Annotated in this window: 14 protein-coding genes; 6 read left to right on the top strand and 8 right to left on the bottom strand. The window is 34.9% G+C overall.

Going from position 1 to position 14,564, the window contains the following annotated elements:
• Positions 1–109: 109 nt before the first annotated feature.
• From FA048_RS17490 to FA048_RS17470, 5 genes are all read left to right on the top strand, one after another.
• Positions 110–670, top strand: a complete 561-nt coding sequence (locus FA048_RS17490; RefSeq protein WP_136843534.1) for an NADPH-dependent FMN reductase — start codon at positions 110–112, stop codon at positions 668–670.
• A gap of 66 nt (positions 671–736) precedes the next feature.
• Positions 737–1,420: an aquaporin Z gene (aqpZ, locus tag FA048_RS17485; protein WP_136843532.1), complete on the top strand. Its 684-nt coding sequence runs from the start codon at positions 737–739 to the stop codon at positions 1,418–1,420.
• Positions 1,421–1,617: 197 nt separating this feature from the next.
• On the top strand, positions 1,618–2,913 hold the full coding sequence (eno, locus tag FA048_RS17480; RefSeq protein ID WP_136843530.1) for a phosphopyruvate hydratase: 1,296 nt from the start codon (positions 1,618–1,620) through the stop codon (positions 2,911–2,913).
• Between the two features lie 144 nt (positions 2,914–3,057).
• Positions 3,058–3,357, top strand: coding sequence for an FtsB family cell division protein (locus FA048_RS17475; protein ID WP_136843528.1), 300 nt, complete (start codon positions 3,058–3,060; stop codon positions 3,355–3,357).
• 88 nt (positions 3,358–3,445) lie between these two features.
• Entirely contained in the window at positions 3,446–3,943 is a 498-nt protein-coding gene (locus tag FA048_RS17470) for a hypothetical protein (protein WP_136843525.1), read from the top strand.
• Here the strand turns inward: FA048_RS17470 and FA048_RS17465 are convergent.
• Positions 3,937–4,548, bottom strand: coding sequence for a trimeric intracellular cation channel family protein (locus tag FA048_RS17465; RefSeq protein WP_136843523.1), 612 nt, complete (start codon positions 4,546–4,548; stop codon positions 3,937–3,939). The genes FA048_RS17470 and FA048_RS17465 overlap by 7 nt on opposite strands.
• A complete protein-coding gene (locus FA048_RS17460; protein WP_136843522.1) occupies positions 4,548–6,632 on the bottom strand; it encodes a VWA domain-containing protein in 2,085 nt (694 codons plus the stop codon). The genes FA048_RS17465 and FA048_RS17460 overlap by 1 nt, the downstream gene beginning before the upstream one ends.
• Positions 6,633–6,778: 146 nt before the next feature.
• Between FA048_RS17460 and FA048_RS17455 the strand changes: the two genes are divergently transcribed.
• A complete protein-coding gene (locus FA048_RS17455) occupies positions 6,779–7,516 on the top strand; it encodes a L,D-transpeptidase family protein (RefSeq protein WP_136843520.1) in 738 nt (245 codons plus the stop codon).
• 405 nt (positions 7,517–7,921) lie between these two features.
• Here FA048_RS17455 and fabG read toward each other — a convergent pair whose 3' ends face one another.
• The 6 genes from fabG to FA048_RS17425 all read right to left on the bottom strand — a co-directional run bounded on the left by fabG (position 7,922) and on the right by FA048_RS17425 (position 14,496).
• Positions 7,922–8,707, bottom strand: a complete 786-nt coding sequence (fabG, locus tag FA048_RS17450; RefSeq protein WP_136843517.1) for a 3-oxoacyl-[acyl-carrier-protein] reductase — start codon at positions 8,705–8,707, stop codon at positions 7,922–7,924.
• 57 nt (positions 8,708–8,764) lie between these two features.
• Positions 8,765–9,892 (bottom strand): agmatine deiminase family protein, encoded by a 1,128-nt coding sequence (locus tag FA048_RS17445; RefSeq protein WP_136843516.1) that lies wholly within the window; start codon positions 9,890–9,892, stop codon positions 8,765–8,767.
• Positions 9,892–10,245 (bottom strand): four helix bundle protein, encoded by a 354-nt coding sequence (locus tag FA048_RS17440; RefSeq protein WP_136843514.1) that lies wholly within the window; start codon positions 10,243–10,245, stop codon positions 9,892–9,894. The genes FA048_RS17445 and FA048_RS17440 overlap by 1 nt, the downstream gene beginning before the upstream one ends.
• A gap of 93 nt (positions 10,246–10,338) precedes the next feature.
• Positions 10,339–11,214 carry a carbon-nitrogen hydrolase gene (locus tag FA048_RS17435; RefSeq protein ID WP_136843512.1) on the bottom strand — a complete coding sequence of 292 codons (876 nt, stop codon included), beginning with the start codon at positions 11,212–11,214 and terminating at the stop codon, positions 10,339–10,341.
• 531 nt (positions 11,215–11,745) lie between these two features.
• A complete protein-coding gene (locus tag FA048_RS17430; RefSeq protein ID WP_136843510.1) occupies positions 11,746–11,967 on the bottom strand; it encodes a cysteine-rich CWC family protein in 222 nt (73 codons plus the stop codon).
• A gap of 144 nt (positions 11,968–12,111) precedes the next feature.
• On the bottom strand, positions 12,112–14,496 hold the full coding sequence (locus FA048_RS17425; RefSeq protein ID WP_136843508.1) for a ribonucleoside-diphosphate reductase subunit alpha: 2,385 nt from the start codon (positions 14,494–14,496) through the stop codon (positions 12,112–12,114).
• Between the last annotated feature and the right edge of the window lie 68 nt (positions 14,497–14,564).

Genomic DNA, 14,564 nt, shown 5'->3' with positions numbered 1-14,564 from the left:
ATCCCCATTTAAATGAAAGCTCTTTTTTAAAGGACCTTACCACATCTCCCTTTTTTGTTGCATCTTATTTTTAATTCATTTTTAGCAGATTAAAATAATATATTAGGTTATGAAAAATATTTCCATCATCTCAGCTAGTGTTAGAAATGGCCGAAATAGCCACAGAGTTGCACTTTATTTCAAGAATTACTTGGAAGAAAACAAATTAGCAAATGTTAATATAATCGACTTAAAAGAGTATGATTTTCCAATTTTTGAAGAGCGATTAAGGTTTATTTCAGACCCTACAGCAGCCATGCTTTCTTTTGCTAACGAGGTAACTACAGCCGATGGTATTATAGTTGTAACTCCAGAGTATAACGGCGGTTATCCAGCAAGTTTAAAAAATGCTATTGATTTATTGTATGCAGAATGGAAACGCAAGCCAATTGGCATTGCAACTGTTTCTGCTGGTGCATTTGCAGGTACACAAGTAATTACCTCATTGCAATTTAGTTTATGGAAAATAGGAGCATTAGTTATTCCAGCAATGTTTCCGGTAGCTACAATAGAAAAAACATTTGATGAAAATGGCAAACCAAGTGATGTAGAAGGTACCGATAAAAGAGCAAAATCTTTTATAGGCGAACTCATTTGGTGGATAGAAGCTAAGCAGAAAATGGAGATGTAAGCTAATTCATTTTAGGTTTAGTTAAGCGGCCAATACAACAATTGAAAACTTAAATAAACTTAAAAAATGAAAAAATTAGTAGCAGAATTTATTGGAACATGTTGGTTGGTATTAGGGGGTTGTGGCAGTGCTGTTTTAGCATGCAATTACCCTGGTGCAGGAATTGGATTTGTTGGCGTATCATTAGCGTTTGGATTAACAGTTGTTACCATAGCTTATGCATTTGGGCATATTTCTGGGGCACATTTAAACCCTGCAGTTTCCGTAGGTGCATGGGTAGCTGGCAGATTAGAAACCAAAGATTTAGGTCCCTATATAGTAGCTCAGGTTTTAGGCGGCATTGCCGGAGCTGGAATTTTATACCTAATTGCCACTGGTAACGGTAGTAATATAGGTAATTTCGCTACAAATGGATACGACCAATTATCTCCCGGAAAATATAGCTTGCTGGCAGCTATTGTAACAGAAATTGTCTTGACTTTTATCTTCTTACTGGTAATTTTAGGCACTACAGATGACCGGGCACCTAAAGGCTTTGCAGGATTAGCTATCGGATTATGTTTAACATTAATTCACCTAATTAGCATTCCTGTAACCAATACTTCTGTTAATCCAGCACGTAGTACTAGCCAGGCAGTTTTTGTTGGTGGAGAAGCTATAAGTCAATTATGGTTATTTTGGGCAGCTCCTATTGCCGGTGCTATATTGGCTGGTTTAGTTTATAAATACTTTTTTGCGGAAAAGAATTAGACAAAATGCTAATACATATAGCCTCTTTTTAGGGGCTATATTAATTTACAACTAATTGGCATTCTTTAACTAAGGAGCATTTTAAAAAAAATGAAACTATCCATACTTATAATTTAAAAATTATTTTAACTTTGGATACGCCCTAGCTAATTGTACTTTTTACACTAAGGGCAGTTTTTAATCAAAACCAAAATAAAATGAGTTTAATAATTGATGTCCACGCAAGACAAATCCTTGATTCTAGGGGTAATCCAACAATAGAAGTTGAAGTAATTACAGAAAATGGCCAAATGGGTCGTGCAGCTGTGCCATCTGGCGCAAGTACTGGTCAACATGAGGCTGTAGAATTGCGTGATGGCGACAAAAAAACCTATATGGGTAAAGGCGTTTTAAAGGCCGTAGAAAATGTAAATACTATTATCGCTAAAGCTTTGCAAGGCGTTGATGTTTTTGAACAAAACCTAATAGACAAGTTAATGATTGACTTGGACGGTACAGAAAATAAAGGAAAATTAGGTGCAAATGCAATCTTAGGTGTTTCTTTAGCCGTTGCTAAAGCCGCTGCCGCAGAAAGCAGACAACCATTATATCGTTATGTTGGTGGTGTTAATGCAAATATTTTACCTATTCCAATGATGAATATTATCAATGGTGGTTCTCACTCAGATGCTCCTATCGCTTTTCAAGAGTTCATGATCATGCCTGTTGGCGCACCATCATTCTCTGAAGCTTTACGTTGGGGAACTGAAGTTTTCCATAACTTAAAAGCTATTTTACATGATAGAGGTCTATCTACTGCTGTAGGTGATGAAGGTGGTTTTGCTCCTAAATTTGATGGTACTGAAGATGCAATTGAAACCGTATTAAAAGCGATAGAAAAAGCAGGTTATAAGCCAGGTTCTGAAATTTGTTTAGCATTAGATTGTGCTTCATCTGAGTTCTACAAAGATGGAAAATACGATTATACTAAATTTGAAGGCGATAAAGGTGCTATTCGCTCTAGCGAAGAACAAGCTCAATATTTAGCAGATCTTTCTATAAAATATCCTATCATTTCTATTGAAGATGGTATGGATGAAAATGACTGGGCTGGTTGGAAAACTTTAACTGAAAAAATTGGTGATAAAGTTCAATTGGTTGGTGATGATTTATTTGTAACTAACGTTAAACGTTTACAAACTGGTATTGATACAAATACTGCAAACTCAATCTTAGTTAAAGTGAATCAAATTGGTTCACTAACAGAAACTATCAATGCAGTGAGTTTAGCACAAAATAGTGGTTATACTTCTGTAATGAGCCATAGAAGTGGTGAAACTGAAGATACAACTATTGCAGATTTAGCTGTTGCTTTAAACTGTGGTCAAATTAAAACAGGCTCTGCTTCACGTTCAGATAGAATTGCAAAATACAACCAATTGTTACGTATTGAAGAAGAACTAGGTGATGCCGCTCGTTTTATTGGCAAAAACTTTAAATACGCAAAGAAATAATCCCTATATCCCCTAAAAAAGGACTTTAGATTAAACAAAAGCCCTTTTAGGGGTTTGATTGTTAACAAGTTGATAAACACATTTGCAAAACATCCGAAGATTTAAAACCTTCGGATGTTTTTATTTAATACTATATTTGCTTTAATGAAACGGTTATTAGAACTTTTGCGCAATAAATACTTTTTAGCAGTTGTTGCTTTCGCAGTATGGATGATGTTTTTTGATAAGAACGACATGCTCTCTCAATATGAATACCGTGCCGAGGTAAATAAATTGCAACAAGAAAAAGATTTCTATACAAAAGAAACCGCATCAGTAAAAAAAGATCTTAAAGAGCTAGATAGCAATTTAAACACAGTAGAAAAATTTGCTCGTGAAAAATACTTCATGAAAAAAGACAATGAAGATGTTTTTGTAATAGTAAAAGACGAGGAAAAAAATTAACTCAACTAATTGAGCCGCTGTTAAAGATTTTAATTTTAATGCCTTATATTCGTCTTAACGGAATAAACTAAATCCTATAAACAAGATAATGAAAAAAGGAGCCTTATTTTTCTTTTTGTTTTTGATAGGCATACACTACTCCTATTCTCAAGACTTACCCATCCTAAAGCACGTTAAATTAAATAAAAAGGTTCATTTTAAAGATACCGAGGCCTTAGTTCTAAAGGTTATCAATTATTTATTTGAAACTCCAATTGATAAAAAAAACAATGCCAGAACAGAAGCTGGACAGTTTTTAATAAAATGGATGAATGGAACGCCAGAATACACATTCTATTTAGAAGAGAAAGAAACAAACTTCTTTAATACTGATTCTGATTTAATGCTAATGTATATGGCTGGCTTAACCAAATTCACATTAGAAAATAAGGAAGTTAAAGACCAAAAAACTTTAGTTATTGGTGCGTTGAAATCTGTCCTACCTTATTTAAACAATCAAGAGAACAAGAAGAGATGGTCTACAGAACTTTGGCAACTAAACGAAGCTAACCAAAAGGGTAAATTAGAAGAGTTTCTATATCAATAGCCAAACTTCGGCAATGCCAATTTATAGCGTACCACAATTATTCTAAGTGTAAAAATAAATGCAATTACTATAATTTTTGCTACGTCTGCTTTTAAGTTAAAATACAACAGCGTGAAGTAAAGAACTCCACCCAAAATACAAGCAGTAGCATAGATTTCTTTTCTAAATATTAATGGGATTGTATTGAGTAAAGTATCACGAATTACACCTCCAAAGCAACCCGTTATAGTGCCTAGGGCTACGCAAATACCAGGATCTAAGCCAAAAACTATTCCTTTTTGAACCCCAACTAAGGTAAATAAGCCTAGACCAAGAGAATCGAATAAAAAGAGTGTAATCTTAAATTTTTTAATTTGTGTTTTAAAGAAAATCGTTAACAAAGCTGTAACCAGAATGAGCAAACAATAGTTCACATCTCTCATCCAGGCAACAGGTGTGTCGCCAAGTAATAAATCTCTAACCGTACCACCACCAATAGAAGTTACAAAAGCAATAATCAGCACACCAAAAGGATCTAACCTTTTTTGCATTGCAGCGAAAGTACCTGAAATTGCAAAGGAAATTGTTCCTAAAATCTCAATTGCATATGTAGTGCTAATTTCCATTAAACTTCGCCATTACGTTTTCTTAAAAACCACTCTGTCGATAATAATACTAATATCAATGCAAATAACCATTTAATACTAATCAATTCTTCATATTTACGGTCTTCGTAACTTATGGTTTTAACCTGTCCGCTTTTCTCTAATTCATCAGCTATGCTTAATAAATTTGCAGGCATTACCATTTTACCATTTGTTTGCTGGGCTATTGTATATAACAATTGGTGATTGGCTGTAGTCTGCTGATACTCGGCTATTAAGGCATTGATGTAGAAAGCTCCAGAAGCTGTATAGTTTTTATTGCCCAAAGTAGTACTCGCTAAATAAGTGTAATTACCTTGCGGCAAATTGCCAATATCTAATCTATATGTTACGCCAAACTTCGAAAAAGTATAATTAAATATTTTTCCATTGGCATTTTTAACCTGAACTTTTACATCGGGTGTATTGATAGGTTCATAAGCATCATTATATAACGTTGCATTTAAAACAACATTTTCATTTTCTTCGTAAGTATTTTTACTGCTGTAAACTTTAAACTTTCTCTTATCATCCTTTACAGCAAGGTATTGTACCGTTTTAGAGATAAGTTCATTCACCAATGGGAAGGCTTGTTCGTCTTTTGCCTCTTCTAATTTCCACTTCCAAATACCCTCACCTATTAAAAAACCCAGTTTTCTACCATTATCTTCTGCAAAAAACCAAAGGGGCGTTTGTGTTTTAACTTTACCAATACGTTGATTTAAGACTGCAGAATAGTTTCCATTAATACTCATTTTAGCAAAGAGAACTTGCAATGGATCGTAATCATCTAACTGTTTTAAAGTGATTGGATTTAAATTAAAGGCGGTAAAATTAGGTTCTGGGTATGGAAATATTTCTTGCAAAGAACCGGTAGACTTACCAAAACTCACTACATTCTGAAATTGACCCAATGTGTACAAACTTGTTTGTGCCCCAACGACATAAAAAAGAGAAATTTTAGTTTTTTGAAGTTTGTCGATCAGTGGAATTGAGACATTGGAATATCCCGGCAATTGATATAATATGGCTAGACCATATTTATTTGGATCGATGGAATTTAATTCATCAGCTAATGCAACGGTAACCTCATAATGTTTATTAAGCTCAATTGCTTGTTTGAAGGCAGCAATGTCTGGATGTGGAGCTGCCGCTGCCAATAATACTTTTTGACGAGCATCTATTACTTCAACAAAAATTGTTTGGGTATTATTTTTTGTTGTAATCTCATTTTTTAAACCTGAAACACTTACTGTATATTTCTGAATCCCTATTTTATTTGCTTTTAGCTTTACTTGTACCTCCTTCACAAAACTGGCGGCATCAATGTTTACATTTTGCTCTTTAACTTTAGTTCCGTTTTCGGCAACAGAAATTTGAATGGTTTCTCCTTTGCTTTCATAGGCTTGAATTTGGATAGCTAAGGTAAACTCATTATCTAAATACACGAGGTTATTGTAATTTACATTTGCAATTAAAACGTCTCTTTTCGCTATAGTATCACCCATAGCAATGGTATAAATGGGCGCTTTGATTTTATTTATTTCATATAATGGATTACCACCACGATTAAAAATACCATCGCTCGCCATAATCACAGCACCAACATTGCGATTTAACAATTCATCATTTAACCGATCAACCAAGGCAGATGCATTGCTTAATTTACCTTTGCCAGAAAAGTCTAAACCAGATTTTACGCTATCGCTAAAGCTATAGGTTTTCACCTCATATTTTTCAGACAGCCGATCTACAAGCCGCTTCAAATCTTGTTGATATTTTTGTTTATTAAACCCTATTGGCTCAATCTCAGCCACAGAAATAGAATTATCATTTGCTAAAACTATAATTGGTTTTTCTGGATGATATGAAATGCGTTTTACAAGTGGGGCAAAAAGCAAGTAAGCGATTAGGGTAATCACTACTATTCTAAATGCCCCCAAACAGTATTTTAAATTTTTAGCTAAATTTTTATTTGTCCCATACAAAAACCATGCGTACAAACAACCCAATAATAAACAGGCAAGAAAAGTGAAAACAGAAGTTGCTGTAAAAAAATTACCCATAGCTTAAACGTAAAGATGCTAATTTTCTAAAAAATACACCGTAATTTGTTTGTGGATTATTAAATTAATAAATACTCATTTTAAGGTATTTTCTTAGAGCTCTAATTTAAGTAGTATTGTTTTAATCCACCATAATACCACTAAATATGAATAAGCTCTTCCAAACATTACTACTTTTACTCATGACCATCCCTGCACTTGCCCAAAATAGCTTTAAAGCCAGTCAATTGAAATTTGAACGCGTTAGAATTGCTTACGAGCAAAAGGGAGAAACACTCCAAAAAGATTTACAAAAAGCAGGGTTTACTAGTGATTTTCAGCTCTTCATTGCTGCTTATAAAGTTGAAGGGAAATTGGAAGTTTGGTTAAAAGGAAATGGCCAAAACCAATTCAAATTGTTCAAAACCTACAATTTTTGCGCACATTCAGGTACTTTAGGTCCAAAGGTAATTGAAGGAGATGGACAGACACCTGAAGGATTTTATCAAATCAATGTCTTCAATCCGATGAGTAATTTCCATTTATCTTTAGGGATTGATTATCCAAACAAAGTGGATCTAGCAAGAACTGGAAAAGGAAATAAAACTGGTGGGGATATTTATATCCATGGCAATTGTGTAACTATTGGTTGCATCCCCTTAACAGATGAGAAAATTAAAGAAGTTTACATTTTAGCGGTTGAAGCAAGAAATGCAGGTCAGAAAGATATTCCAGTTAGCATTTATCCTTTTAAGATGACTGAGGCAAATATGAAGAAATACAGCAATCAATATCCACAGCAAGTTGCCTTTTGGCAAACCTTGCAAAAAGGTTATATGGCTTTCGAGAAGGATAAAAATTTAACGAAAGTTACACACGTAAAGGGGAGTTATTTTGTTAAATAAACCGTTTACTTTTTCGGTTGGAGAGACACCAACCGATAGGTTTAATTCATTTTTCTTTTCTCAAGTTTATTTTTCTTTGATATAAGAACATTATTAAAAAAGGAATTACAATAACAATTAGTATATCGATTAATAGCGCAAATAAGTTTAAGTTATGTCTAGTTTCGGGTTCTGGAAACCGTTTTCCCCCTAGATACTCGTAAAAAGTGAATGGAAAGCCGATAACATTATTACCATCAGAAGAAACATTTAACATAGAGGTTATCAAAATAACTAATATAAAAAACCCACTACAGCTAATAATTATTTTCTTTGTTGTCATTACGTTGGGTTAATGAAATTAATATAACATAAAAGGCGAAAAGTAAAACCCTCCGCCTTCTACCTTTATATCTTCTACCTCAATTACAGCATTCCTCCGCAAACCGATAAGGTTTGACCGGTTACGTAAGCACTCATATCTGAAGCTAAGAATACACAAACATTGGCAATATCTTCTGTTTCGCCAGCACGTTTAAGTGGAATATCTTTTTCCCAGCCTGCAACTACTGCAGGATCTAAAACATCAGTCATTTCGGTACGGATAAAACCTGGAGCAACAACATTTGCACGAATGTTACGAGAACCTAATTCTTTAGCAACAGATTTGGTAAAACCAATAATTCCTGCTTTAGAAGCAGCATAATTAGCCTGACCAGCATTACCTGTAACACCAACTATAGAACTCACATTAATAAAAACACCTTTACGCGCTTTCATCATTACTTTAGAAGCAGCTTTAGTTACATTGAAGATAGATTTTAAGTTAACGTTCATAACATCATCCCAATTCTCTTCGCTCATGCGCATTAACAAGCCGTCTTTTGTAATACCAGCATTGTTAACTACAATGTCAATAGTACCAAATTCAGCAACAATGTCATTAATTAGTTGTTCTGCTTCATCAAATTTAGAAGCATCAGAACGGTAACCTTTTACCTTTGTGCCAAAGCTTTGTAATTCTTGTTCTAAGGCTTGTCCCTTTTCTACAGATGAAAGATAAGTAAAAGCTACATTAGCACCTTGTTCTGCAAATTTTTCGGCTATTTTGCGACCTATTCCTTTTGATGCACCTGTAATTAGTGCTGTTTTTCCTTGAAGAAGTTTAACCCCTAAATCCCCTAAAGGGGACTTTTCTGTTATTTCGTTCATATATTATTTTAATAATTTTTGTAAAGTTAATATTTATAGCGTTACGGCAAAGCCCCTTTAGGGGTTGGGGTCTGGTTCTTGTTGACTCAAACAATGAAAACTACCCAATCCCCAAATAATGTCTGTAGAATCTATACCAACTACTGGCCTGTCTGGAAAAGCTTTCTGAATAATATCTAAAGCAATTTGGTCATTCACATCTCTAAATGTTGGGACTATAACAGCTGCATTGGCAATATAGAAATTGGCATAAGAAGCCGGAAGACGTGTATCTTCGTGTATAACTGGCGATGGCATTGGCAATTTGATAATATTCAATGGTCTTCCATCTAATAATCTCATCTGTTTTAATGCCTCATAATTCTCTTGTAATAGCAAATGGTTTTCATCCAGCGGATTACTTTCTAGTACAGTAAGCACCGTATCCTCATTTACAAAACGAGTAATATCGTCGATATGACCGTCGGTATCATCACCAACAATACCATTTCCTACCCATAATACCTGCTCCGCACCATAAAACTCTTTTAAGTAAGTTTCAATTTGTTCTTTATTTAAATGAGGATTTCTATTTTCATTTAACAAACAAGCCGTACTTGTTAGAATTGTTCCAGCTCCATTAAACTCTACAGAACCACCTTCCATAACAATATCAGGCGTAAATAAAGGCAAGTTAAAATGCTTGGCTATTTTAGTCGGAATTACATCATCTAAATCAAATGGTGGATATTTTCCACCCCAAGCATTATAACCCCAGTCAACAACTGCTTTTTCATTTCCTTTTAACAAAAAAGCAGGGCCATGATCACGGCACCAAGCATCATTGCTCTCGTTAAAATAAAATTCTACTTGACTTAAATCAGCATCAACTTTTTGAAGCTCTGAAACGGCAAAAGCTTTCATTGCTTCATCCCTTACATTGATACGAACCTTTTCTCCAGTCGCTACAATTTTAATAAATTGGCAATAAGGCTCATAAATAGTCTCTATTTTTCCTGGCCAAGATTCTTCCTTGTGTGGCCAACTTAACCAAGTTGCTTCGTGTTTAGCCCATTCAGCAGGAAAAGAGTAACCTTTCGCCTTTGGCGTTTGAGAAAAGTCAGAAAGTCCGGAAGTCGGAAAGTCCGATGATTTATTTCCAGAGAAATGAGGTGTATTAGATTTATAATGTGCTTTATCAGACATTAGCTTAATGATTTAATGAGACCGTTTATCATTATCAGAACTTCTTCACAGGCATTGTAAAGTTCAACAAAACGTTCTTCTAGTAAATATTTTCTTCTTTTAGCAAGATGCAAACAACCTACAACTTCAATGTCAGACCTCAATGCATAACGTAAAAACCTTATAAATTCGGCATTACTTTGCCCTGTACTTCCTTCTGCTATATTTAAAGATATTGAATCTGCTGCTCTTTTTATTTGTGAGTTTAAAATATAAATTTCGTCCTTCGGAAAAGTCTTAGTTAGTTTATCAATTTCGTCCGCTAAGTCTAAAGCTTTTTGCCAGACTTTTAGTTTTTCAAATTTAAATGCCATAGATAGTATTTTAGGTAGGCTGAAATATACAATATCTATTTGCTTTCAAAAAATATCTTTCGGACTTTCGGACTAAAAACTTTCCAACTTTATTTAATCGCCATCAATATATCTTTTTGTAATTGGCTGGTATGAATCTATTCTTCTATCTCGTAAAAATGGCCAGTGCTTTCGGATATAATCGCTCTGCTTCAAATCAATCTCAACCACTTCGGTTTCTTCTTGATCATGCGATGCTAAGTATAGCAACTTGCCCTGTGCATTAGTAGCAAAACTACCACCCCAAAACTTCATACGGCCATCTTGTTCAAAACCGACACGATTTACACTGATTACAGGTAAGCCATTCGCAACAGAATGTGAGCGTTGGATAGTTTGCCAAGCATTGTATTGATCTTGATTAGTTTCTTCGTCTTGTGTAGTATCCCAACCAATAGCTGTAGGATAAAACATTATATCAGCACCCATCAATGCCGTAATACGTGACGCTTCTGGATACCATTGATCCCAACAAATCAGGATGCCAATTTTAGCAAATTTTGTTTCAAAAACTTTATAGCCCAAATCGCCTGGTGTGAAGTAGAATTTCTCATAATAAGCCGGATCATCAGGAATATGCATTTTGCGATATTTACCCAAATAAGAACCATCAGCATCTAAAACTGCAGTTGTATTGTGATATAAACCTTCAGCTCTTTTTTCAAATAATGAAGCAATAATAACCAAACCCAACTCTTTTGCAACAACTTGTAAAGCATCTGTAGAGGGGCCGGGAATTTTCTCCGCTAAATCAAAGTTATCATAGTCTTCAACATCGCAAAAATATAAAGAGGTAAACAACTCCTGCAAACAAACAATTTGTGCGCCGCCTGCTGCTGCTTCCCTAATCTTTACAATCGCCTTGTCTAAATTTTCTTGTTTATCCTTAGTACAGCTCATTTGTACCAAGCCCACTTTTACTTTGCTCATAATTATAGATTTGAGTATTGAGATTTGAGTATTGAGAACCCCTCAAATCCTTAAACTTCTTGAGCTACAAAGTTAGGAAAAAAGGTTGAGGGTAGAAAGCTTAAAGACCAAAGCTGAAAGGTAAAAAAGTAAAGGAGGAGGATTGAAAAGCAATGAAGAAGCGTTTATTAAAGTTAGTCTGGCTATTCGTTTCAATCTTTTACCCCCTACATCCCTAAAGGGGACTTGGCAAAAAGGATTTTCACTGTTATCCAGTTTAGTTAACTTTGGCTTGTGCTACTATGAGGGGCTGCAATTTGCCAAGACCTACTACCTTTGTTAATTAAACCCGATTGACAGCGAGAGCTCTTGAGCTGAAAGCGAAAAGACTAAGGCAGAAAGCGGGGCTGCAATTGCTATGAAATACTGATATTGATTTTCAGAAAATCTAATCCATATTTCGGTCGGTGAGACACCAACCGATAGATTGTGTTAGGCGGCCGCCTAAAATTACGAAGTTCTGCTATGCACAACCTCTAGAAACTTCGTAAGTTATCCTACTAGCGTTTCGCGATATTCTTGTTGTAATTCAAATAGGCATTTTGCACATAAACAGCCGTCGTAAAGCTCGCTAATATGCTGTACTTCATTAATGCTAAGTTGAACTACGCTACATTGGCATTTGGTATAAGAATTTGCCTTACATTCAATAGCAGTTCCACAGCGTTCGCATGGAATAATTTCGTGTTTGCTATGTGGGTAAGGATTGTTCATTGGTCAATTGTTCATTAGTGAACTATCGTTTAACAAAAATAGGAACAAAAAATAAGGTTCTGAACTTTACGTCCAGAACCTTACATTATTATGCTTTTTTGAAAATCATCTTTCCGACTTTCGGACCTCAGACTTTCTGACTATCTATCCAGAGCAGCTAATACAACCTTCTTCCATTGAACAAACTGGTCCATCTACAATTTCTTCAGCAACTTGGTCTTGCGTCATTTCAGCTGGAATTACAGCTTCAATTGCTTTACCACCTTGATTTTCTACAGTAAATTTAACAGCTTGAGAAGCAGCTTGTGTACGTAAATAATACATACCTGTTTTCAATCCTTTTTTCCAAGCATAGAAGTGCATTGAAGTTAGTTTTGAAGTATTTGGTGCATTGATAAACAAGTTTAAAGATTGAGATTGGCAAATGTATGCACCTCTATCCGCAGACATGTCAATGATGTTTTTCATTTTAATCTCCCAAACAGTTTTGTACAATTCTTTAATGTAATCTGGTATTTCTGCAATGTCTTGAATTGAACCATTCGCTAAAATAATTCTATCTTTCATTGCTGGGTTCCACAAACCTAAAGAAACCAAGTCTTTTAATAAGTGTTTGTTTACTACCACAAACTCACCACTCAATACTCTTCTTGTATAAATGTTTGAAGTATATGGCTCAAAACATTCGTTATTACCCAATATTTGAGAAGTTGATGCAGTTGGCATTGGTGCAACTAATAATGAGTTGTAAACACCAGTTTTAACTACACGTTTGCGCAAAGCTTCCCAATCCCAACGCTTACTGCTTGGTTTTACATTCCAAAGATCGAATTGAAATTTACCTTTAGACAATGGCGAACCTTTAAAGCTTTCATAGTGACCATTTTTAGCGGCTAAATCAGCCGATGCTGTCATACCAGCAAAATAAATGGTTTCGAAAATTTCTTTATTCAGTTCTTTTGCAGCATCACTTTCAAAAGGCAAACGCAATAAGATAAATGCATCTGCCAAACCTTGTACACCTAAACCAACTGGACGGTGACGGAAGTTAGAGTTTTGTGCTTCAATAACTGGATAGTAGTTATAATCGATGATTTTATTTAGGTTTAAAGTAGCTTGATAAGTTACTTCATATAATTTTTGGTGATCGAACTCCCCATTAATTACAAATCTTGGTAATGCTAAAGAAGCTAAGTTACAAACTGCAACCTCGTCTTTAGAAGTGTATTCAATAATCTCAGTACACAAGTTAGAGCTCTTAATTGTACCTAAATTTTGCTGATTAGATTTACTGTTAGCTGCGTCTTTATACAATAAATATGGAGTACCAGTTTCAATTTGAGAATCTAAAATTGCAAACCAAAGTTCTTGTGCTTTAATTGTTTTACGAGCTCTTCCTTCTCTTTCGTAACGTGTATATAATTCGTTAAACTCTTCACTATGGCAATCTGCTAAGCCTGGAGCTTCATCTGGAGAGAATAAACTCCAATCGCCATTTTCTTCTACACGTTGCATAAATAAATCGCAAACCCAAAGTGCATAGAATAAATCACGTGCACGCATTTCTTCTTTACCATGGTTTTTACGCAAGTCTAAGAAAGCGAAGATATCAGCATGCCAAGGTTCTAAATAAATAGCAAATGCACCCTTACGTTTACCTCCTCCTTGATCTACGTAACGAGCTGTATCATTAAACACTTTTAGCATTGGCACAATACCATTACTCGTACCATTTGTACCACCAATATAGGCACCAGTAGCACGAATATTATGGATACTTAAACCAATACCACCAGCACTTTGTGAGATTTTAGCAGTTTGTTTTAAAGTATCATAAATACCTTCAATGCTATCATCTTGCATTGTTAACAAGAAGCATGAAGACATTTGAGGTTTTGGAGTTGCTGCATTGAATAATGTTGGTGTAGCATGTGTAAACCAACGCTCACTCATTAAGTTATATGTTTTAATTGCACTGTCAATATCCCCTTTATGGATACCAACAGAAACACGCATGAATAAATGTTGCGGACGCTCTACAATCTGACCGTTAACTTTTAACAAGTAAGATTTTTCTAAAGTTTTGAAACCGAAATAATCGAAGCCAAAATCTCTATCGTAGATAATTGTACTATCTAAAATTTCAGCATTGTCTTTAATTACTTGCCAAACATCTTCTGCTATTAAAGATGATGGTTTATCAGTTTTAGGGTCAATATAGGTATATAACATTTCCATCGTTTTAGAAAACGATTTCAATGTGTTTTTGTGTAAGTTGGATACCGCAATACGCGATGCCAACAATGCATAATCTGGATGCTTGGTAGTAAGGGATGCAGCTGTTTCTGCCGCAAGATTATCAAGTTCTGAAGTTGTAACCCCATCAAATAAACCTTCAATTACCTTTTTTGCAACATCTATCGGGTCTACTAATTCGGCATTAAAACCATAACACAACTTCTCAATGCGAGCCGTTATCTTATCAAACTTTACCGCTTCTTGGCGGCCATCTCTTTTCAGTACAAACATATTTTCATCAGATTTTGAGATTTGAGATGTGAGATTTGAGACAAATCGAACATGTTAAATCTTATAAT

It is taken from the genome of Pedobacter polaris (assembly GCF_005116505.1).
GTDB lineage: Bacteria > Bacteroidota > Bacteroidia > Sphingobacteriales > Sphingobacteriaceae > Pedobacter > Pedobacter polaris.
Note: the sequence above shows the minus strand (reverse complement) of the source record. Positions and strands in the feature narration are given on the sequence as shown.